Origin of the sequence: Streptomyces sp. Je 1-369 (assembly GCF_026810505.1) — a bacterium.
Classification (GTDB): domain Bacteria; phylum Actinomycetota; class Actinomycetes; order Streptomycetales; family Streptomycetaceae; genus Streptomyces.
In genome coordinates this window covers 4,908,833-4,931,256 of the sequence record NZ_CP101750.1, presented here as the reverse complement: position 1 = coordinate 4,931,256, position 22,424 = coordinate 4,908,833, and the positions used below count along the sequence as shown (strand labels likewise).

Here is a 22,424-nt window from a genome sequence, read left to right as displayed (position 1 = left end):
GGCTCGGCGATCAGCGGCCTTCGTCCGCGGGTGCGTCGGGGGTGCTCGCGCAGTTCCCCGCGCCCCTGGCGGCGACTCCCCGGCGTCCGGTGTGCAGATCTCGGCGATCAGCGGCCTTCGTCCGCGGGTGGGTGGGGGTTGCTCGCGCAGTTCCCCGCGCCCCTGGCGGCGGCTCCCCGGCGCCGGGCGTTCAGGGCTCGGCGATCAGCGGCCATCGTCCGCGGGTGCGTGCGGGGTGCTCGCGCAGTTCCCCGCGCCCCTGGCGGCGACTCCCCGGCGTCCGGTGTGCAGATCTCGGCGACTCGGCCAGCCTTCGTCCGCGGGGCCGTGGGGGCTTGGCGCGCAGTTCCCCGCGCCCCTGGCGGCGGCTCCCGGGCACCGGGGATTAAGGGCTCGGCGGTCGGCGGCCTTCGGCCGTGGGGAACCCCTGGTGTCAGGCGGTCGGGGGTGTTTTAGCGGCAGCCGCAGTTCGCCACCGTCGATGCCATGTGATCCAGGGCCTTCTGCGCCGATTGGGGGTCTGTCGTGCCTGTGGTCATGAAGGCGAAGACCAGGAGGCGGCCGTCCGCGTCCACCACCGTTCCCGCGAGGCTGTTCACGCCGGTCAGGGTGCCTGTCTTGGCGCGGACCACGCCCGTGCCCGGGGAGTCCTTGGGGTAGCGGTCGACGAGGGTGCCGGTGAAGCCCGCCACGGGAAGGCCCGTGACGACCGAGCGCAGTTCGGGGCGGCCCGGGTCCGCCGCGTGGTCCAGGAGCGCGGCGAGGAGCTCCGCGGAGATGCGGTCGGCGCGGTCCAGGCCGCTGCCGTCGGCGAACTCCGTGCCGGACAGCGGCAGCTTCTGCTTGGCCAGGGCGTCCTTCACCGCTCTGCCCGCGCCGTCGAAGCTCGCCGGTTCCTTCCCGGCGATCGCCGCCTGGCGGGCCAGCGCCTCGGCGATGTCGTTGTCGCTGTGCGTCAGCATCCGCTCGACCAGGGCCGACAGCGGCGGCGACTCGACCTTCGCGAGGGCCTCGGCGCGCTCTGACGCCTTGGAGGAGCCAGGTGTGGTGTCGGGGGGTGTGGTCGTGGTGATGCCCTTGTCGCGGAGGAGGTCCGCGAACTTCTTCGTCGCCTCGCCCGCCGGGTCGGCCGTGCGCGGTGCGGGGCCGCTCGTGGAGTCGTCCAGACGGCCCTCGTCGGCCATCAGGGCGCTGACCGGCGTGATGTTCTCGTTCGGGCCGATCGGGTGCTGCACGGGTCCGGAGTACAGCGACGTGTCGTACGAGAGCTTGATCTTGTCGATGCCGCGGCTCTTGAGGGAGCGTGCCGTGTCCTCGGCGAGGGTGCGCAGGCTCGCCGCGGTGTCCGTGTAGCGGCCGTCCTTGCGGGCGGTGAGCGTGGGGTCGCCGCCGCCCACGAGGACGACGTCGGGAGCGGCCGAGGAGTCGGGGGGCTCGATCACCGTCTTCGTGGCGATGCGGTGGTCCGGGCCCACCGCGGAGAGCGCCGCGACGGCCGTGGCGATCTTGGTGGTCGACGCGGGCGTCAGGCCGTCGCCCGCGTTCTTGCCGTAGACCGGCTTCCCGGAGGCCGCGTCGAGCACGACGGCCGAGCGCTTCGGGCCGAGCGCAGGATCCCGCATGAGCGGATCGAGTACGTCCGCCATCGCGCTGTCCGTCGGCGCCGGTGCCACGCCCGCGGGCGCACCGAGGCCCGCGAGCACCGAGGGGGCGCTCGGAGCCGCTTCCGGCTCGCTTCCGGGCGCACGACCAGCGTGATCTGCGCCACCCCAGGCCTCCTGGGAAGCGGCCAGGTCCCGCTCCGCCGTACGCTGACCGGAGGAGTCCCAAGGGCCGGCCGCGGCCACCGCCCCGGCCGCGATGACCAGGCCGAAGGCGGCGGACCCAGCTGTGAGCTGCCAGGTCGTGAGCTTCCCGGTGAACCCGGAGAGCTGGATGGCGGAAGGCTTTGGCAGCTGTCTCAAAAGCTGTCGAGGCCGTTGCCAAGGCTTGAGCTCCGGCACGACGACCAGCCCCTTTCGCGATCACACATCTGCGTGAGGGACACTTAATCACCCGAAGTATGTGCTGATCATGGAGGAGCCACCCGTGGAGTTCGACGTCACCATCGAGATTCCGAAGGGTTCGCGGAACAAGTACGAGGTGGACCACGAGACCGGCCGGATCCGTCTGGACCGTCGCCTCTTCACGTCGACCAGCTACCCCGCGGACTACGGATTCGTCGAGAACACCCTCGGCGAGGACGGTGACCCGCTGGACGCCCTGGTCATCCTGGACGAGCCGACCTTCCCGGGCTGCCTCATCAAGTGCCGCGCGATCGGCATGTTCCGGATGACCGACGAGGCGGGCGGCGACGACAAGCTGCTCTGCGTCCCGGCCTCCGACCCGCGCGTGGAGCACCTGCGCGACATTCACCACGTCTCCGAGTTCGACCGCCTGGAGATCCAGCACTTCTTCGAGGTCTACAAGGACCTGGAGCCCGGCAAGTCCGTCGAGGGTGCCGACTGGGTCGGCCGCACGGACGCCGAGGCCGAGATCGAGCGTTCGTACAAGCGCTTCAAGGACGAGGGCGGCCACTGAGCCACTCGCCCCGGGCGGGCCGCGCGACCCCAGGGGGGTCACGCGGCCCGTTCGTGTATCTGTGCCCATACTGGCCATACGGAGGGTGCGTACGAGTCGTATGAGAAGTGAGGGCATCAGTGGCCGAGCAGGAGGCCGAGGACCGCAAGCCGCAGTCGGACGAATCACGCAGTGCGTTCGTGCAGCCCAGCGGTGTGATGGCGCAGCCACCGGCCCCTGAGGACGAGTCGCAGACGACGTCCGAGTTCGCCGTTCCCACCGGTTTCGCGTCGCCGTCGTCGACGACGCAGGAGACCGAGAAGTCGGCGTTCACCACGCCGCACACCTACACCTCCCGCAACGCCCCGCAGGCCTTCACTCCCGCGCAGGGCATACCCCTGGTGAAGCTCACCAAGGACGTGCCGTGGCAGGACCAGATGCGCACGATGCTGCGCATGCCGGTCACCGAGCGGCCCGCTCCTGAGCCCGCGCAGAAGCAGGAGGACGACACCGGGCCCGCCGTGCCGCGCGTGCTCGACCTGACGCTGCGTATCGGTGAGCTGCTGCTCGCGGGCGGCGAGGGCGCCGAGGACGTGGAGGCGGCGATGTTCGCCGTCTGCCGCTCGTACGGCCTCGACCGCTGCGAGCCGAACGTGACGTTCACGCTCCTGTCGATCTCGCACCAGCCGTCCCTGGTGGACGACCCGGTCACGGCGTCAAGGACGGTGCGCAGGCGCGGCACCGACTACACGCGGCTCGCGGCGGTCTTCCACCTGGTGGACGACATCAGCGACCCGGAGCTCGAGATCTCCCTGGAGGAGGCCTACCGCCGGCTCGCGGGCATTCGGCGTAACCGTCACCCCTACCCCGGCTGGGCCCTCACGGCCGCCAGCGGGCTCCTCGCGGGCTCCGCTTCGGTCCTCGTGGGCGGTGGCGCGCTGGTCTTCCTGGTGGCCGCCGTGGGCGCGATGCTCGGCGACCGGCTCGCCTGGCTCTGCGCGGGGCGCGGGCTGCCGGAGTTCTACCAGTTCGTGGGCGCCGCGATGCCGCCCGCCGGGATGGGTGTGGCGCTCAGCTTCGTGCACACCGAGGCGTCCATGGCCTCGGCGGTGATCACGGGTGGGCTCTTCGCGCTGATCCCGGGGCGGGCCCTGGTGGCGGGCGTGCAGGACGGTCTGACCGGCTACTACATCACCGCGGCCGCGCGTCTCCTTGAGGTCATGTACCTCATCGTGGGCATCGTCTGCGGTGTGCTGCTCGTGCTGTCGCTCGGCGTCATGCTCGACGCGACGAACCTGACTCCGGAGACGAAGTTCGGCGTGACGTCGTCGCGGCCGGTCATCCAGATCCTGGCGTCGATGGCGCTGAGTCTGGCCTTCGCGATCCTGCTCCAGCAGGAACGTAACACCGTGCTGATGGTGACCCTCAACGGCGGCATCGCGTGGGTGATGTTCGGTGCGCTGGCGCAGACGCCGCTGGAGCTCTCGCCCGTCGCCGCGACGGCCGTCGCGGCCGGTCTGGTGGGTCTGTTCGGGCAGCTCTTCTCGCGGTACCGGTTCGCGTCCTCACTGCCGTACGTGACAGCCGCGATCGGTCCACTGCTGCCCGGTAGCGCGACGTACTTCGGGCTGCTCGCGCTGGCGCAGAACGACCTGAACACGGGCATGAACTCGCTCACCAAGGCCGTCGCGACGGCCCTGGCCATCGCGATCGGCGTGAACCTGGGGAGCGAGGTCTCCCGGCTGATCCTGAAGGTGCCGGGCGCGGCCTCGGCGGCGAACCGCCGCGCGGCCAAGCGGACGCGCGGCTTCTAGGGCCTGGTTCCGACACAGGCCCAGGGCCTGTGTTCCGAGACAGGCCCTGGCGGGCCTTGCCGGGGGCGTCAGCGCTTGGCGTGGCGGCCGCGCTGCTGGGCCGGGGGCGTGCCCGGGGCGCCCGTGCCCTCGTCGGCCGCGGCCTTCTTGGACTTGCTGCGCGCCCGCAGGAACTCGATGGCGATCGGCACCACCGAGATGAGGACGATCAGGAGGAGGATCGCCTCGATGTTCTTGTGCACGAACTCGATGTTGCCGAGCCAGGCGCCGAGCAGGGTGACGCCCGCGCCCCACATGACGCCGCCGATGATGTTGAACGTGAGGAACGAGCGGTACCGCATGCCGGAGACACCGGCGATGATCGGCGTGAAGGTGCGCACGATCGGCACGAAGCGGGCCAGGACCAGGGACTTCGGCCCGTACTTCTCGAAGAACTCGTGGGCCTTGACCACGTTCTCCTGCTTGAACAGCTTGGAGTCCGGGCGGTTGAAGAGCGACGGGCCGACCTTCTTGCCGAAGAGGTAACCCGCCTGGTCGCCGAGGATCGCGGCGATACAGATCAGCAGGCAGGCCAGCCACAGCGGGGTGTCCAGCTTGTCCGTGGTGATCAGCAGACCCGTGGTGAACAGCAGCGAGTCGCCGGGCAGGAAGAAGCCGATGAGCAGGCCCGACTCGGCGAAGACGATCACCAGCAGGCCCCAGAGACCGAACTGGTTGAGCAGGTAATCCGGATCCAGCCAGCTTGGTCCGAGCGCAAGCGTCGTCACGGTTCCGGGCTCCTGAGGGGTGAGGGGGCGGGGCGGCGGCAGGTGCAGCCCCCCAATTTATCAACGCGGGGCGGCCCGCCCGGGTTCCACCTTCCTCAGGGCCCCGGAAGCCGGGTCAGCGGCGCCTCTCCTCGTTGCGGCGGTGGCTGCGGCGGCGGGCAGCCGTCGCGTTCCGCGTGCGGGGGCTCGGGACCCGTTCCCCCGCGGTACGTCCAGACTGCTCCGGCTCCAGCACCTCGGCCAGCGACGAGATCGTCGGGTAGGTGAAGAAGGCGGTCAGCGGGACGTCGATGCCGTGCCGGTCGCGGAGCTCCTGGCGTACCCGCACCACCAGAAGAGAGGTGCTGCCGGCGTCGAAGATGTTCTCCACGACACTGACCCGGGAGACGCCCAGGACTCCGCACCACGTCTCGTGCAGCAGGTCCTGGACCGGCCCCGTCGGGGGGACGTGGTCCGTGCCCGACGTCTGCTGCCGGGCGATGCTCCTCAGTGCGTTCCGGTCGGTCTTGCCGTTCGGGGTCAGTGGCAGCACGGGCAGCGTCAGGACGCGGCTGGGCACCATGTACTCGGGCAGGGCCTGGCGCAGGTGGGCCCGCGTGCTGTGCTTGAGGACCCGCAGCAGGGCTCCTTGCCTCGGGTCGTTGCCGACCGGCCCGTCGACGGCGGGACGTTCGTGGATGAAGCGGCCCTCCGCGCGGCCCCGGCGGGTGAAGGTCGTCCGGATGCGCCCCTCTCCGGGAAGACACCGGGACCAGGCGTGATGCGTCTGCCACCCGTGCCGCTCCGCCGTCCCGTCGATCTCCTCCGGCGAGCAGAGGGGCGGGGGCGTCTCCTCGTCCGACCGCGTCTCCTCGTCCGTCCGCGTCTCCTCGTCCGTGAGGAGCCGGGCGAAGCGGGCGACGCGGGCGTTCGGGATGCCGTCGACGACGACGGCGGCCGCGTCCGACGTGGCGAGCAGTTCCTCCAGGCCCGCGAGTCCGCCGGTTCCGTCCCAGTCGTGGCTCTCCCGGGGGTCTGCCTGGTCCGGTGCCTCCCCACCGATCCTGAGCAGGACGTCGTAGCGGAAGCGGGTCATCTCGTTGTCGTACCCGGACGTCTTGAGCGACACCTGGATCCCGGTCACCGCGGGCAGCTCGTCCTGCAACCGCGCGAAGTACCCGGGGTCGACGAGCAGTTCGTCCTCCTCCAGCGCGTGCCGGGCGGCGAGGGCGCGCAGCTCCGCGGGCCGTATCCGCTCGTCCGTCCGCAGCACACTGGCGTGGAAGGCCTCCGCCAGCCGCAGACTGCGCAGGTCACCGATGAAGACATGGCCCCCGGGGGCGACGATCCTGCTCGCCTCGGCCAGTACTTCCGAGAGGTAGTCCAGGCTGGGGAAGTACTGGGCGACCGAGTTGATCACCACGCAGTCGAAGAGTTCCCCGGCGGCCACCCCGGCGATCTCCGTGGCGGGCGCCGTGACCAGCCGCACCCGGTCGGTGATGCCCCTGCGGACGACCGCGTCCTCCACGTGTCCGACGGCTTTCGCGGAGAAGTCGACGCCCAGGTAGCGGTCGGCCGCGGGGGCCAGCCGCAGCAGCAGCAGTCCGGTGCCGCAGCCGATCTCCGCGAAGGTACGGGCACCGGTCCCGGAGATCCGCTCGACGGTCCGTGCCACCCAGTCCCGCATGTCCGCCTCGGGAAGCGGCTGCTTGGAGTAGCTGCTCTGCCAGCCCTTCAGGTTGAGGTCGTCCTCCGCGGCGGGTTCGCCCTCGGCGTACGTGGTCTCCCAGAGCGTGCGCCAGTCGTCCATGGAGTCCCCGGACCGCGCGTCGCTCCGCGGCGTCACGAACGTGACCAGCTGGTCCTCCCCCGCGGAGGTCGTGACGGCCAGCGTGCAGGCGTCGCGGACGCCCGGGCAGGCCTCGGCCACGGCGTCGACCTCCCCGGGCTCCACGCGGTGCCCACGGACCTTCACCTGGTCGTCGAGGCGCCCGAGGTACTCCAGGTTCCCGTCGGACCGCCACCTGACGAGGTCTCCGGTGCGGTACACCGGCACGTCCTGGACCGCGGTGAACCGCTCCGCGGTCAGCTCGGGCCGGCCGAGGTAGCCGAGTGCCAGGCCCGCGCCGCCGATGCACAGCTCCCCCGGCAGGCCCATGGGGACCTGGCGGCCGGCGGCGTCGATGACGAACAGGCTGGTGTTCGAGAGGGGCCGCCCGATGCCGGTGACGGAGTCGTGCCGCCGCAGCACGGCACGCGTCGACCAGATGGTGGTCTCCGTCGGCCCGTAGAGGTTGTGGACCTCGGGTCCCAGCGCGGTCAGCGCCTGGGCGAGCGAGTGCGGCAGGTGCTCGCCACCGCTCCAGATCTGCCGCAGCGCGGGCGGCGCGGCGCGGGTGGACGCGGTGTAGAGCTTCCAGGTCGCCGGGGTGGCCTGCACCACCGTGATGTCCTCGTCGGTGAGCAGCTCGTGCAGCCGTTCCGGGTCGCCCCCGGCGCCCGGCGGCCCGATGACCAGCGTCCCCCCGGTCAGCAGGGGCAGCCAGAGCTCCAGTCCCGCGATGTCGAAGGAGAGGGAGGTCAGCGCGAGCAGCCGGTCACTCGCCCCGAACTCCGACTCGGACGCGAAGTCGTCCAGGAGGTTCCCGAGGCTCGCGTGGTCGACCAGCACCCCCTTGGGGCGGCCGGTCGAGCCCGATGTGTAGATCACGTAGGCCACGCTGTCGCCGTCCGTCACCGGCTCCGGAGCCGTGGCGGGGAGCGTGGACGCCGGTCCGTCCAGCAGGAACACCTCGGTGCCCGCGGGGACCGGAACGCGGTCCGCGAGGTCGCTCGTGCTCAGCAGCACCTTGATGCCGGCGTCCGCCGTCATGTGTTCGAGGCGGGCGCGCGGGTACGCCGGGTCGAGAGGTACGTAGGCACCTCCCGCCAGCCAGACGCCGAGCAGGCCCGCCGGCAGGTCGCGGCCGCGCGGGAGGGCGACGCCGGCCAGCTCGCCCGGCCGCAGCCCGCGTGCCGCAAGCTCCGCGCCGATGGCCGTTGCCCGTGCGATGAACTGCGCGTAGGTGTACTCGCCGTCGGCCGCCTTCACCGCCACGTCGTCCGGCCGACGGCGTGCCGTCCCGGACAGCCTGACGGGCAGGGCGCGGGCGTCGACCGGGCGGGCGGGTCCCGTGCCGAGCTCGTTCAGTTCGGCGCGCTCCCGCGCGTCCGCCAGGTCGATGCCCCCGACGCGGACGTCCGGGTCGGCGGCGACGACGTCCCACAGCCGCCTCAGGTGCCGGCCGAACCGCTCCGCCGTCACGTGGTCGAAGAGGTCCGTCGCGTACCGCAGCCGGCAGTCGAGGCCGCCGTCGGCCGGGGTGACGGTCAGCGCCAGGTCGAACTGGGACGGCGGGCAGCCGGTGCCGACCGGTTCCAGTTCGGCGCCCGGGATCTCCATGCGGGGTCCGGGGTCGCTGCGGAACGTCAGCATCGCTTGGACCAGCGGGTGGTGGGACAGGCTTCGCTCAGGTGCCAGGCCGTCGACGAGTTCCTCGAACGGAACGCCTCGCGCGTCGGCCCTTCGGTGCGCGTCACGCAGGCGCTCGACGTACGCGGCGAACATCGGGTCGCCGGTCATGTCCGCGGGGATCACGAGGGTGTTGTCGAAGGGCCCGATCAGCCGCTCGGTGCCGGCCTGTGGGCGGGAGGCCGCCGGGGTGGCCAGCAGGAGGCGGGACTGCCCCGACCACAGACTCAGCACCGCCGAGAACGAGGCCAGCAGCATCGTCTCCAGGGTGGTGCCGCACTCCGTCGCCACCCTCTCGAAGTCCCTTGCCTGCGACGGCCGGACGTGCCAGGAGAGGGACGAGGCCGCGAACGTCTGCACGGCGGGCCGCGGGCGATCGGCCGGCAGGTCGAGGACCGGCGGGAACCCGGCCAGCTCGCTCGTCTGCGCCGCACGGCGTTCGACGGCCGACAGGGTGCCCGCCTCCTCGCGCTGCCGCTCGGCGAAATCGGCGTACCGGAGGGGCACCTCGTGCGGGTCCGCGTTCCCGCCGGGACCGTCCTGCCGGTAGAGCGCCGCGACCTCGCTGAGGAAGAGGTCCATGGACCGGGTGTCCGCCACGATGCGGTGGAGCACGAACACCAGCACTCCGGCGCCCTCGCCGCCCCGCACCAGGCCCACGCGTACCAGGGGCGTGCGGGTGAGGTCGAAGGGTTCGCGGGCGAACTCCTCCGCTCCGGCCAGGACCGCGGCGTCGTCGCGGGCTTCGATCGTCCGTACGGCGACGGGTGCCTCGTCCCGCGCTTCCTGGACGAGGACACCGTCCACGACGCCGAAGCGGGCCCGCAGCACCTCGTGCCGGTCGAGCACGCCGTTGACCGCCCGTTCGAGAGCGGGTACGTCCAGCTCGCCGCGTACGGCGAACTGTGCGCACAGGTGGTGCAGAGCCGTCCCCGGCACCAGCTGCTCGGCGAACCAGAGCCGCTGCTGCGACAGGGAGACCGGGTTCGCGTCCGTGCCGTACGTCATCGGCCGACCTGCTTTCCTGTGCGTTCCGCGGGGTCGGTCCCCGGGCCGTGGTCCTGCAGCACCGGGTGCAGGCAGGGGGTCCGGTCGAACTCCCGGGGCAGGGTGTCGATCCGTCGCGCGTGGTCGCGTTCGGCGTAGGCGTCCCAGTCGATCCGGATGCCCCGTTCCCACAGGTCGCCGACCGTCCGGAGCAGCGAGTGGCCCGGTGCGGCTTCCCCTTCGGGCAGCACGGCCAGGGTGGTGTCCTCGGCCGCTCCGGCGAGCCGGGCGGCCCGCAGCAGGCTCGTCCCGCCGCCCAACTGGAGGCAGACGGCACCGGGGTGCTCGACCGCGAGGGTGCGTACGGCGTCGTCGGGCGCGGCCGGCTCGCCCGGTTGGGCGCCCCAGTACCCGGGGTCGCACGCCTCCTCGGCGGTCAGCCACGTTCCGGTGGCCGCGGAGAGCGTCGGTGTCGTGGGGGCGTGCAGCCGCACCTCGCGCATCTGCCGGGTGAAGCGGACGGCGGCCTCCGCTCCTTCGTGCGCGTCCGCGAGGGTCTGGGCGCGTCGGCACACGGCCCGGGCCGCGTCCTCGGAGGAGAGGACTCCGCTCAACCGGGCGGCGGTCAGCTCCCCCACGCCGTGCCCCACAAGCAGGTCCGGGCCGATTCCCAGGTCGGCGAGGAACGCGTGCTGCCCGGTGGCCAGCAGGTGCAGTACGGGCCGGGTGGTCAGCGGGGTGTCGGCGAGCCCGTCCTGCCGGGACGCGCCGCGCCGGAACGCGTCGCGCACGGCCGCGAACGCCTCGGGAGCCAGCACCTCTTCCATGACGGCGAGTCCGTCGTCCACGGTCGCCCGGAAGACCGGCTCCGCCTCGTAGAGCGCGCGCGCCGCGTCCGGCGCCGGGACGTCGTCCCCCGGCAGCATGAAGACGAGGGCCGGGGGCCCTTCGGGGGCGGCGTGGAACCGCTCCCGGGCGGGCCAGCGCACGTCGGCCGCGCTGCCGTCGACGGGGATCAGCGCGGTCGCGCGCGTGGTGAGCTGCGGGCGTCCGGTGCGCAGCGTGTGTCCGATGTCCCGCCGGGTGTCGGCCGTGGCTCCGGCCACGGTCCCACGCGCCGCGTCGACGGTGGCCGCCAGGCGTTCCGGGTCGTCCGCGGAGAGCGGCAGCAACTGCCAGGAGCGGCCCTTGCGTTCGGCGAGCCGCACCTCCCGCTCGGCGTCGCCGATGACGACGTGCGCGTTCGTGCCGCCGAGGCCGAACGAACTGACGGCCGCGTAACGTCCACGGTCCGAACGGGGCCAGGGGGTCGGTCTGTCCGCCAGCGAGAACGGCGTACCGCGCAGGTCCGTCGGTGTTCCTCCCGCCACGAGGGGGGCGTTGGGCGGGATCTCGCCGTGCCTCAGGGCCAGGAGGGAGCCGATGATGCCGGCCGCGCCCGCGGCCGCGGTGAGGTTCCCGATGTTCGCCTTGACGGAGTGGAGCCGGCACTTGCCCGCTTCCGCTCCCGAGGACCGGAACGCCTGGGTCGCGGCCTCGATCTCCAGTGCGTCCCCGATGCGCGTGCCCGAGCCGTGGCCTTCGAGGAGACCGATGGCGGAAGCACTCAACTCGGCTACGTCCAGGGCCTCTTCGACCAACTCGGTCTGTCCGGCCACCCCTGGCGCGGTGAAGCCCGCCCGTTCCCTGCCGTCGTTGTTCACGGCCGTACCGGCCACCACGCCGAGGATCGGGTTGCCCGCGGCCAGTGCCGCGTCCAGGCGGCGCAGGAAGAGGACGGCGACGCCGTTGCCGTCCACGGTGCCGTCGGCCGCGGTCGTGTACGGCTCGCAGCGCCCTCGCGGTGAGTAGATGCCGTTCTCGGCGAACAGGTAGCCCGCGTCCCGCACGTTGACCGCCACCCCGCCGGCCAGCGCCGCGTCGCACTCGCCCGCGAGGATCGCCTGACACGCCAGGTGCACGGCGACGCTCGATGACGAGCAGGCGGTCAGGACGGTCATCGAAGGGCCGGTGAGACCGTAGGCATAGGAAATTCGGCTGGACATGTAGTCCGGGTCGGTTCCGATGGCGAGACCGGCGGTATCAAGATCACGGTCGGCTGCCGCCGACCGGTATTCGATCCGCGCGCCGTAGTCGGTCGTCCGGGACCCGAGGAACACTCCGACCCGATCCGGCAGCGAACCGATGAAGCATCCCGAACTCTCCACCGCCCGATAGCAGGCTTCCAGCATTACGCGATGCTGCGGATCGGTCAGTTCCGCCTCTGTCCTGGTGAATCCGAATGCCCGCAGATCGCATGCAAGTGCATCTGCCATCGGGAATTCGACCGGAACATATGCGGGGTTCTTGTAGCGGCGCTCGGGAACTCCGCGCCGCGCCAGATCCTCGGGGCTGATTTCTTGCCGACCGGAACGGCCCGTGCTGATGAGTCGCCAGAAGTCCGCCGTATTCCGCACATTCGCCGCACGGATCGACATCCCTACCACGGCAACACGATCAGACATTACACTACCCATCTCACGAAATGCGTCGAGCAGGATGCCGACCTGGATGACCAGGCTCGCCAGCGCGACCAATCTTGTCTCGCTGGCGAGACAAGCGCAATAATCGGCTCAGGGTGTTGCGACATCGCCCGTTAGACTGATTCCGCAGGAGAGTCCGTGGCGAAACCATTCGCAGATGAAGAAGTCGGATACCTGGTTCTTGTCAACGACGAGAACCAGCATTCACTGTGGCCCGCGTTCAGCACCGTACCGGCCGGCTGGGCGGTGGTGCACGGAAAGGACACGCGGGAGAAGTGTCTCGAGTACGTTTCCGCGCACTGGACGGACATGAGGCCGGCCGGCCTGATCAGGGCGATGGCAGATGAACCGCGTTAGAGAGGTGTCGGAGACGTGACGGTCGACAGTGGGTTCCGCAACCCCATGGACGCGCTGGTGGTCAACAGCGTGCGAAACCTGACGGGAAAGACGAGCGTCGGCATCGGCGACGACTTCTTCGACATCGGAGGCAACTCGATCATCGCGATCCGCCTCGGGCACGTTCTGAGCGAGGAACTCGGAATCCCCCGCACGGTGCGCGTCATCTTCAAGAATCCCGTGCTCAGCGATCTCAGCGATGCGCTCAGCGAGTTGGCTGGCGGTACGGCCACGGCCTGACCCCCGCACCACCAGCCATTTTGTTCGTCAGAGCTCGGCTGCGGCGCGCCGCAGCATCTCTGCCGCCCAGGTCTCGACCGGCGCGCTTTCCTTAGTGGCGGCTCTCTGGAACTTTTCCAGGTCCTCGGCCGAGAGTTCGAGGTTGAGCAGGCACGCCTCGGGCTCCTGCCCCTCCGCGGCGCAGCCCCCGGAATCCTGTGCCGCCATCTCGCCCTGCTGGATGAGCTGGCTGCTTCGGATCTGGCCACGGAGCTTGTTCCTGCTCCAGCCGAGCTCTTCCGCTTTCCTCAGCCAGTAGTCCTGCTGCGGTTTCTCGAGCGCCACGACCTCCAGGTGGTGGCTGAAGCTCAGGTTCTGCCGCCTGCGGTGCAGCGGAAACTCGCGGGCCACCCAGGTGTAGTTGCGAAGTGTCTGGTAGCTGAGCGACGTACGCCTTGTCGCTTCCACATACCGGTCGTGGAAGGTGGATTCACCGTAGACCAGCCAGTCGGCGATCCACCAGGCAGATGAATTCGCGAAAGAAAACAGGTTGACGCCAACCTTTTCCCACGCAACGAGGCTCTGCTTGGCGGTGAACACCAGGCCTGATTTGTGGAACTGGACCCCCAAACCCAAAGGGCCACCTGCGGCGCTTTCCGCTATCGAGTGCGGTATAACCGCCCCATTCAGCTTTGCCGAGTTGGAATCCATACTCATTGCTATCCCCATACAATTCGTGCAGAATACGAGGCACACTGTACCAGCGCGACTTCGTCCCGCTGACGTTTCGTTGCCCATCAAAAGCCGCAACTGGGCACCTTGTGCAACCTCTCACGGTGTCGCCCCATGGGTCGTGTGATCTATTCGTTCCGGCGGCTCTCACCCGCTGCTAAGTTCCTTGCACATGGCACAGACAGGGGAGACAACGGCGGGGCCCGGCCTGGGGTCCGCATTCATCAAGCTGTGGGCGGCGAACACGACGTCCGCGCTCGGCACCGGGCTCGTCACCATCGCCGCACCGCTGTTCGTGGCCTCGCGGACGAGCGACCCCCTGACCGTTTCGGCGATCACGGTCGTCACCTGGATCCCCTGGCTGCTGTTCACACTGCCCGGCGGGGTCTTCGTCGACCGCGTCGACCGCCGACGGCTGATGGTCCGGCTGGACTGGGCCCGAGTAGCGGTGATGACGGCGTTCGGCGCCGCGATCCTGCTGGACCGCGCGCCGCTGTGGATGCTGTTCGTGACCTTGTTCCTCATCCAGACCGGCGAGGTACTGTTCCGGTCGGCGAGTCAGTCGATGATCCCGGCGTTGGTGCCGCATCAGCTGCTCGAGCGCGCCAACGGCTGGTTGATGGGCGGCGTGACGACGACGCAGCAGATGATCGCCGGGCCGCTCGGCGGCTTCCTGTTCGTGCTCGCGGCGAGCATTCCGTTCCTGGCCGACGCGGGGACGTACCTGATCAGCGCCGTGCTGACCGCACTGATCCCAGGGACCTTCCGGGCCGTGGCGCGGGAGCGCGGCCACGACACGGCGGACGCGGACGGCCCGTCCCCCGTCGACGGTCCGTCCCCCATCGACGGGGCGGACAGCGCGGCGCGCCGCACCAGGGGCGGCCTGAAGCAGGGCCTGGCCTCGGTCCGCTCCGACATCGCCGACAGCGTCCGCTTCCTCATGGGCCAGCGGATCCTGCGCACCATGAGTGTGCTGATCGGCGTCCTGAACATCACGCTGTACGCGGGCGGCGCCGTCCTCGTCCTGCTCGCCAAGGAACGGCTCCACCTCACCTCGGTGGGTTACGGCCTGCTCATGACCTGCATGGCGGTCGGCGGCATCCTCGGATCCGCGTTCGGCGACCGGCTCATCCGGCGGGTGACGGCCACCTGGACGGTCCGCGTCGGCCTCGTCCTCGAGGCCGTGACACACCTGGTGCTCGCCCTGTCCCACAACGCCTACCTGGTCGGCGGCGCGCTCTTCGCCCTGGGCGTCCACAGCACGCTGTGGTTCATGGTCAGCAGTTCGCTGCGCCAACGCCTGACCCCGCCGGAGATGATGGGCCGCAGCGCGGGCCTGAACCTGTTCATCATCTTCGGCGGCAACGCGGTCGGAGCGCTGCTCGGTGGCATGGTCGCCAAACAGTTCGGCCTGTCGGCGCCGTACTGGATCGGGTTCGTGGTCGCCGTCGTCGTCGCGGCGACCGCGTGGCGGGTGTTCAGCCCGGCGGCCGTGGCCGAGGTCTACGCGACACCGGTGCCCGGGCCGGAGGCGGACGGCCCGGAGGGCGTCACGACCGCCGCTCCGGACTCCACCCGTTCGTCATGAGCGGGTGACGAGGCCCCGCAGGACCGGGCCGAACTGACGTACCGGCAGGGGATCCAGCATCTCCTCGTGCACACAGTCGACCGTGTGGACCTCCACTCCGTCCTTGGCGAAGCCGTCCCAGTCGATGTCCGACTCCCCGCGGACCCGCCGCGAGCCCACCGCCTCGATGCTGACGATCCGACCGCCGAACATCCGCGCCCGATGGCCCTGGAACAGCCGGAAACAGTGCCGGGTGATCTCCGAGAGCCGGTCGATCCGCGGGGCCGGCAGCTCCGCCAGGGCTCGGCCGACCCCCCGGACCGACTGCTCGACGAGTTCCAGGAGGTCGTCCGGCACCCCGCCCCCGGCTCCCCGGCCGTCCCCCGACGAAGGCCCCGCGTCGAACAGCACCAGGAGCGGCACGCTCTCCCCGAGCTCCTCCAGGGCCACCGCCATCTCCTGCGCGACCGTGCCGCCGAACGACCACCCCATCAGGGTGTACGGGCCGTCGGCCTGTACCTCACGGATGACGGAGACATACGTACGCGCCAGCTCCCGGACCGACTCCGGCCGCTGCCCGGTTCCGCCGAATCCGCTCGATTGCAGCCCGAAGACCGGATGCCCCTTCGGGATGTACGGCAGAAGCCTGGAGTAGCACCAGCTCAGCCCGCCGATCGGGTGGACGAGGAACACCGGGGCCAGGTTGCCTTCCGCCCTCAGCGGGAGAAGCGTCGCGAAGGAGTCGCTCTGGGCGCGGTCGAGCCGTCCGGCCAGTCCCGCGACGGTCGGGGCCTCGAACAGGGTCCGGATCCCCAACTCCGCGCCCAGCACCGCCCGTACCCGCGAGACCAGCCTGCTGGCGAGCAGCGAGTGCCCGCCCAGATCGAAGAAGTCGTCGTCGAGCCCGACCCCGTCCACTCCCAGTACCTCTGCGAACAGTTCGCACAGGGTCTCCTCACGCGGGGTGCGCCGTTCGTCGGCGGGCGCGGGCCGCACGTGGAGCGGGGCGGGCAGCGCCCGGCGGTCCAGTTTCCCGCTCGGGGTGAGCGGCAGCCGGTCGACCTCGACGATCATCGGGACCATGAACTCCGGCAGGTGCTCGCCCACGAACCGGCGTACCCGCGAGGGAACCAGGGCGGCTCGGGCGGACGGCACCACGTAGGCGACCAGACGCTTGTCACCCGGCCGGTCCTCGCGCACGGTCACCGCCGCTCGGGCGATGTCGTCGTGCCGTCGCAGCACCGCCTCGATCTCGCCCGGCTCGATCCGGAAGCCCCGTACCTTCACCTGTCCGTCGGCACGGCCAAGGAACTCCAGCTCTCCGTCCCGGTTCCACCGCGCCAGGTCCCCGGTCCGGTACATCCGCGTACCGGCGGCGCCGAACGGGTCGGCGACGAACCGCTCGGCGGTCAGGCCCGGCCGGTGCAGGTATCCCCGGGCGACCGTCGCTCCGCCGACGTACAGCTCGCCGACGACACCGGGCGGCACCGGGCGGAGTCGGTCGTCGAGCACATACGCCCTGGAGTTCGGGACCGGCGAGCCGATCGGGGCCGACGCCGGCCAGTCCTGGGTCTCGCCTGGCAGCGAATGGGCCGTCACGATGTGCGTCTCGGTCGGGCCGTAGTGGTTGTGCAGGCGGCGCCCCGGCACGGCGCGGTGGAAGGCGGCCAGCCGGTCGGAGAGTACGAGTGCCTCTCCCGCCTGGGAGATGTCGCGCAGTTCGGGCAGGGTGACGCCGGACTGCGCCGCCGCCTCGCAGACCGCGTCGACCATCACGTTCGAGGCGTGCAGCTCGCTCACCCGGTGGTCGTGCAGCCAGCGGACCAGTTTCTCCGGATGGCGTCGGGTGTCGTCGTCGGGCACCAGCAGACAGCCGCCCCTGTGCAGCGTCGAGAGGATCTCCAGGGCCGATACGTCGAAGCTGATGGCCGCGAACTGGGCGGTCCGCACCTCCGGCCCGGTCGGTGCGACCGAGGCGTGCCACAGCACGAGGTTCACCAGCACCCGGCCCGGCACCACGACGCCCTTGGGCACCCCGGTGGAACCCGAGGTGTACATCACGTACGCCGGGTGGTCCGGCCGCAGCGGCGTGCCGCGGTCGAGGTCGGACGGGTCCGTGGCCGGCCAGTCGCCTGCCGTCTCCTCCAGCAGGACTCGCGGGCACCCCGTTCCGGGCAGCGCACCGGCCGCCCCGGCCGTGGTCAGCACCAGGGCCGGGGACGCGTCGGCGAGCATGAACGCGATCCGGTCGGCGGGGTAGGCGGGGTCCAGCGGCAGATAGGCCGCGCCCGTCTTGAGGACCCCCAGCACGGCGACGATCATCTTCGCCGAGCGGTCCACCGCCAGGGCCACGGTCTGTTCCGGCCCCACGCCCCGGGCGATCAGCCGGTGCGCCAGCCTGTTGGCCCGCTCGTTCAGCTCCGCGTACGACAGCAGGACTTCACCGCACGACACGGCCGCCGCGTCCGGGGTCCGGCGGGCCCGGTCCTCGAACAGCGTGGGCAGGGCCGCCCCTGCCTCCTCCCGGACGCTCGGATTCCACTTTTCGAGCAGCACCTCTCGTTCCCGGTCCGTCAGGATCTCGGCGAGGACCACCGGCCGGTCGGGGGCGGCGACCAGCTGCTCGACCAGCCGCACCAGCCGTCCGGCGAACGCCACCACCGTGTCGTGGTCGAACAGCTCCGTCGCGTACTCGACGACGCCCGTGATCCCGGCCGCCCGCCCGTCCGCGTCGTACGACTCGCGGAACTCGCAGTTCAGATCGAACTTGGCGGAATCCCGCCCGGGCACGTGCATCTCCTCGACCCGCAGGTCCGGCATGTCGAGGGAGACCCCGGCGCCCGCGTCGAAGACCAGCATGACCTGGAAGAGGGGGTGGCGGGCGAGGGACCGGGGCGGGTCCAGGATCTCCATCAGCCGCTCGAAGGGCAGATCCTGGTTCTCGAACGCCGCCAGGTCCGTCTCCCGGACCCGGGCCAGGAGCTCGCGGAACGTGGGGTCCCCCGACACATCGGTCCGCAGCACCAGCGTGTTGGCGAAGAACCCGACCAGATCGTGCAGCGCTTCCTCACCGCGCCCGGCCACGGGCGTACCCAGCGGGATGTCCGTCCCGGCCCCCAGGCGCGACAACAGCGACGCCAGTGCCGCCTGCACCACCATGAACGGCGTCACGCCCGCCTGGCGTGCCAGTTCACCGATCCGCGCGTGGAGACCCGCGTCGATGGCCACGGGCACCTCCGCGCCGCGATGACCGGCCGCCGCGGGTCGCGGGCGGTCGAACGGCAGCGCCAACTCCGCAGGCAGCCCGGCCAGCGCGTCCCGCCAGTAGGCGGACTGCCGCGCCAGCACGCTGTTCGGGTCCTCCTCGGAACCCAGCAGCTCCCGCTGCCACAAGGTGTAGTCCGCGTACTGGACCGGGAGCTCGTCCCAGTCGGGCGCCCTCCCCGTCAGACGCGCGGCGTACGCGACCGCGAGGTCCCTGCCCAGCACCCCCATCGACCAGCCGTCGCAGGCGATGTGATGCACCAGCAGCATCAGCACGTGCTCGTCCGGGCCCACCGAGAAGCCACGCGCACGCACCGGTACCTCGGCCGACAGGTCGAACACGTGCCGGGTGGCATCGGCGGCCGCCAACCCCGCCACCTCGTCCTCCCCGGCCGTGGCCCACACCAGCGGCAGCACGGCCTCGCCCTCGGGCACGACTCGCTGCACCGGCTCACCGTCCACCACCGGAAACACCGTCCGCAGGCTTTCGTGCCGCACCACCACATCGGTCAGCGCCGCTTCCAGCGCCCCGGTGTCCAGGGAACCGGACAACCGCAGCACCAACGGCACGTTGTAGACCGCGCTCGGTCCTTCCAGCTGACCCACGAACCAGAGCCGCCACTGCGCGTACGACAACGGAAACATGTCGTCCCCCTCGCTGTCCCCGAGCACGCCTAGCTCCCGTTCCGGTTTCCGCTGTCCCCGGCGCTCTCGTGGTCCAGTTCGGCCAGCGGTCGCTCGCCGTCGGCGACCATGGCATCGAGCAGGTTGCGGAAGTACCGCGGGACGCGCTCGACGAGGTCGGCGGGGAGGACGTCGGCCGCGGCCTCGAACTCGCACCGGAACCCGTCCGTGCGGTCCACGATGTTCAACGCCAGCGGGTTGCCGACGTGGGTGATCGGCAGCGGGTCGGCCTCCGACACCGCGAGACCGTCCATGGCGGGCACCGACACCTGCCGGTAGAACGACATCGACGTCGTGAACAGCTCGCTGCGCAGGCCCTCTCCGGGCGCGGCGAACTCCTCGACCAGGTCCGCGAACGGGTAGTCCTGGTGCTCCAGACCGTTCACCAGCTGCATCAGGACCTCGGCCACGTAGTCCGCGACCAGGATGTCCGCCGGCATGCGCAGCCGCAGCGGCAACAGGTTCGAGCAGTACCCCACCACCCGGTCCAGCTCCTGCGGGCGCCGGGCGGACGCGACCGGTACGACGACGTCGTCCTGCCCCGTCAGCCGGTGCAGCAGTGCCCCCCAGGCCGCGACCAGGTAGGCGAACACCGTGACGCCCTCCTCGCGGGCGGCGTCCCGCATCCGCCCGCAGAACTCCGGTTCCAGGAGGAGACTGTGCCGTACCGCACGGTAGGGGAAGTCCGCCCGCCGCCCCGACGTCGGCAGTCCGAGGACGGGCGCCTCCTTGAGGAGGGAACGCCAGAAGCTCCGGTGCTCGGCGGCGGAGGAGCCGGTGATGGCCTTCTCGTGCCAGGTGACGTAGTCCTGGAACTGCGCGGCCGGCGGCAGCTCGGGGCTCGTCCCCCGGCAGTGGGCGTTGTACAGGGCGACGAGGTCGTCCAGCAGGACGCTGTAGGACCAGCCGTCCACGGCCGCGTGGTGCACCGTGATCAGCAGCAGGTGCCGCTGCGGGGCCGTCTCCACGACGGCGGCACGGAACACCTGGCCGCCGACCGGGTCGAGGGGACGCTCGGCCCAGGCGCGCAGGAAGTGCGCGAGATCGGCCTCGGTCCCGCAGGTGTGCTCGGTCAGCACGTCGGCCGCCGTGATCCGGCCCGCGGGACGGACGTCGAGCGTCTCGCCGTCCCCGCCGAACGTGGTCCGCAGGGTCTCGTGACGGTCGACGAGACCCCGCACGGCGGTGCGCAGCGCGTCGTGGTCCAGCGGGCCGTCGAGCCAGAACCCGACGGACATCTCGAAGGCACGCACACCCCCGTCGTCGAGGGCCTTCAACTGCCGCTGCGCGAGGGTGCTGCGCGGCGCCGTCGGCAGCGGCGCCACCGGGAGCGGCGGGGCCGCGGCCGGGCTCGTGCGGCCGGTGCCCAGCATGCCGTTGGCCCGCAGCTCCTCGACGGACTCGCGCACGGCGGTGCGGATGTGGTCGAGATCGGCCTGTTCGTGTGCGGTGGACAGGAAGAAGTTGCGCAGCTCCCAGACGAACACGCCGCGGTCGAGGAGGTTGAAGTAGAACGGGTCCATGTTCGCCTCGTGCTCGAACTTGAAGAGCGAGGAGAACCTCTGGACGTTGATCGGCACGTCGAGGGCGCGGAGGTCGTCGTTCAGTCCGTCCACGAACAACTCGGTCTTGCGGTCGAGGTCTCGTTGCAGGCCGGGCCCCTCCGCGCGCAGATGGTCCAGGACCGCCTTGGCCGCCGCCATGGTCAGCGGATGCTGGTTGAACGTGCCGCCGAAGAACGTGGATTCGACCGTCGGGCCCGAGTCGTCACCGAAGTTCCAGACACCGCCGTCGATGGAGTCCATGACGCCGTCACGTCCGGCGATCACCCCGAGCGGCATGCCGCCGCCGACGATCTTGCCGTAGGTGGCCAGGTCGGCCTCGATCCCGTACAGGCCCTGCACGCCCGCCGGATGGCAGCGGAAACCCGTCACCATCTCGTCGAAGATGAGCTTCGTGCCGTGCGCCTCGGTGATCTCACGCACCTCGTGCAGGAACTCGGGCTTCTGCACGCCGGGGGTGCGCAGGGTCACCGGCTCGGTCAGGACCGCCGCGAGCTCCGAGCCGTGCTTCCTGATGAAGTCGAGCGCGTCCCGCGAGCCGAATTCGAGCACGTACACGTTGTCCACGGCACGCGGTGAGACGCCCGGCGCGAGCGGCCTGGTGCCGAACACCCCGTTCTCGTACGACGGCGCGGCGAGCACGCTGTCGAAGTGGCCGTGGTACGCGGTGGAGAACACCACGATCTTGTCTCGACCGGTTGCCGCCCGCGCGAGGCGGACCGCCGTCATGACCGCTTCGGTGCCGCTGTTGAGGAAGGCGACCCGTTCCATGCCGGTGAGTTCGAGCACGCCGGCGGCGACATCCTCGACCAGCCGGGTGCGCGGCCCGAGGCTGAACCCGACGTCCAGCCGCTCACGGACGGCCGACGTGACGACCGACGGATTGTGGCCGAGGAGGTGGACGCCGTAGCCCAGGGTCAGGTCGACGTACTCGTTCCCGTCGACGTCCCACAGCCGCGCGCCGCGGCCCTGCTCGGCGACGAGCGGGTACAGCATCTCCTTGGTCGAGGGACGGAAGCCGACGGTGGACCGGCTGTCGGCCACCATCGGGCGGAACCGCTGGGCGAAGTCCTTCGAGCCCTTAGTCCGCGCGCCGAGCCGATCGGCCAGCGTCTTGAGGTAGCGGGTGCGCTGTGCCGTCTCCACGGGGCTGACCGCGCTGCCGCGGGCGCCGGGGGCGAGCGGGACCACCGACTTCGCCGGAGCCGTCCGCGCGGAGGGCAGCGGTGCGGGCCGCTGGGCGACCGGTGCGGCGGTCGCGTCGGCGGCGGGTCCGGTGACCGGCTCGCCGGACCTCAGCAGGTCGAGCTGTTGCCGCATGATCAGGAGCTGCTCCTTGATCAGGCTCTGGACCGCGGTGGAGGCTCCCGCGGACGCGGAGTCCGTGATCGCGGGGTCCGTGATCGCAGGGCCCGCGGGGGCCGTGGGCACGGCGGCCGCGGCGGCCGCGGTCGGGGGTTCGACCGTCGGCACCACGGGGGCCGGGACCGTCGGCGTCGGCGCCGGTGCCACCGGGACCGGCGCCTCCACCGCTTCCGCGGCCGGCACCGTCCGCGCTCCCGGCAGCCTGTCCGCCGCGGTGTGGGCGCGCAGGTGCTCGGCCAGGTCGGCCGGGGTCTGGACGGCCCCGAAGAGCTGCCGGAGCGACACCTTGCAGCCGTAGCGGTCCTCCACGATCCGCAACATGCCGAGCAGCGCCATCGAGTCCGCGCCGAGGTCCGTGAACGAGGCCTCGGGGTCCAACTGGTCGGGTTGGATGTCGAAATAGCCGCCGACCAGGGTGACGATCTCTCGGAGCAGTGGCTCCACGGTGTTCTCCTCGTGGTTCATGTCAGCCGGCCGAGCGCGGCGTTCGCGTGTC

Annotated in this window: 12 protein-coding genes; 5 read left to right on the top strand and 7 right to left on the bottom strand. The window is 71.1% G+C overall.

Annotation, left to right across the window (positions count from 1 at the left end; all coding sequences use genetic code 11):
* Positions 1 to 452: 452 nt before the first annotated feature.
* Positions 453 to 1,955: a D-alanyl-D-alanine carboxypeptidase/D-alanyl-D-alanine-endopeptidase gene (gene dacB / locus NOO62_RS22460; RefSeq protein WP_268775725.1), complete on the bottom strand. Its 1,503-nt coding sequence runs from the start codon at positions 1,953 to 1,955 to the stop codon at positions 453 to 455.
* 133 nt (positions 1,956 to 2,088) lie between these two features.
* On the opposite strand from dacB, the gene NOO62_RS22455 reads away from it, so the two are divergent.
* Positions 2,089 to 2,580: an inorganic diphosphatase gene (locus NOO62_RS22455; RefSeq protein ID WP_055568469.1), complete on the top strand. Its 492-nt coding sequence runs from the start codon at positions 2,089 to 2,091 to the stop codon at positions 2,578 to 2,580.
* A 119-nt stretch (positions 2,581 to 2,699) separates the two neighbouring features.
* On the top strand, positions 2,700 to 4,373 hold the full coding sequence (locus NOO62_RS22450) for a threonine/serine ThrE exporter family protein (RefSeq protein ID WP_268772690.1): 1,674 nt from the start codon (positions 2,700 to 2,702) through the stop codon (positions 4,371 to 4,373).
* Positions 4,374 to 4,441: 68 nt separating this feature from the next.
* Here the strand turns inward: NOO62_RS22450 and NOO62_RS22445 are convergent, their stop codons facing one another.
* The 3 genes from NOO62_RS22445 to NOO62_RS22435 form a co-directional block, all read right to left on the bottom strand.
* The gene (locus NOO62_RS22445; protein WP_268772689.1) at positions 4,442 to 5,140 is read right to left on the bottom strand and encodes a DedA family protein; all 699 of its coding nucleotides are present in this window, start codon (positions 5,138 to 5,140) and stop codon (positions 4,442 to 4,444) included.
* A 115-nt stretch (positions 5,141 to 5,255) separates the two neighbouring features.
* Positions 5,256 to 9,638, bottom strand: coding sequence for a non-ribosomal peptide synthetase (locus NOO62_RS22440; RefSeq protein ID WP_268772688.1), 4,383 nt, complete (start codon positions 9,636 to 9,638; stop codon positions 5,256 to 5,258).
* Positions 9,635 to 12,121, bottom strand: a complete 2,487-nt coding sequence (locus NOO62_RS22435) for a beta-ketoacyl synthase N-terminal-like domain-containing protein (protein ID WP_268772687.1) — start codon at positions 12,119 to 12,121, stop codon at positions 9,635 to 9,637. Before NOO62_RS22435 ends, NOO62_RS22440 begins: the two co-directional genes overlap by 4 nt.
* Positions 12,122 to 12,277: 156 nt before the next feature.
* Here NOO62_RS22435 and NOO62_RS22430 point away from each other — a divergent pair, with 156 nt between their 5' ends.
* Together NOO62_RS22430 and NOO62_RS22425 are read left to right on the top strand one after the other, a co-directional pair.
* A complete protein-coding gene (locus NOO62_RS22430; RefSeq protein ID WP_268772686.1) occupies positions 12,278 to 12,496 on the top strand; it encodes an MbtH family protein in 219 nt (72 codons plus the stop codon).
* Positions 12,497 to 12,511: 15 nt separating this feature from the next.
* A complete protein-coding gene (locus NOO62_RS22425) occupies positions 12,512 to 12,775 on the top strand; it encodes a phosphopantetheine-binding protein (RefSeq protein ID WP_268772685.1) in 264 nt (87 codons plus the stop codon).
* Between the two features lie 27 nt (positions 12,776 to 12,802).
* Here the strand turns inward: NOO62_RS22425 and NOO62_RS22420 are convergent, their stop codons facing one another.
* Positions 12,803 to 13,465: an LmbU family transcriptional regulator gene (locus NOO62_RS22420; protein ID WP_268772684.1), complete on the bottom strand. Its 663-nt coding sequence runs from the start codon at positions 13,463 to 13,465 to the stop codon at positions 12,803 to 12,805.
* A gap of 193 nt (positions 13,466 to 13,658) precedes the next feature.
* Here NOO62_RS22420 and NOO62_RS22415 point away from each other — a divergent pair, with 193 nt between their 5' ends.
* Positions 13,659 to 15,074, top strand: coding sequence for an MFS transporter (locus tag NOO62_RS22415; RefSeq protein ID WP_268772683.1), 1,416 nt, complete (start codon positions 13,659 to 13,661; stop codon positions 15,072 to 15,074).
* Here NOO62_RS22415 and NOO62_RS22410 read toward each other — a convergent pair.
* On the bottom strand, positions 15,069 to 18,989 hold the full coding sequence (locus NOO62_RS22410) for a non-ribosomal peptide synthetase (protein ID WP_268772682.1): 3,921 nt from the start codon (positions 18,987 to 18,989) through the stop codon (positions 15,069 to 15,071). The genes NOO62_RS22415 and NOO62_RS22410 overlap by 6 nt on opposite strands.
* A gap of 2 nt (positions 18,990 to 18,991) precedes the next feature.
* Positions 18,992 to 22,372, bottom strand: coding sequence for an aminotransferase class III-fold pyridoxal phosphate-dependent enzyme (locus NOO62_RS22405; protein ID WP_268772681.1), 3,381 nt, complete (start codon positions 22,370 to 22,372; stop codon positions 18,992 to 18,994).
* Between the last annotated feature and the right edge of the window lie 52 nt (positions 22,373 to 22,424).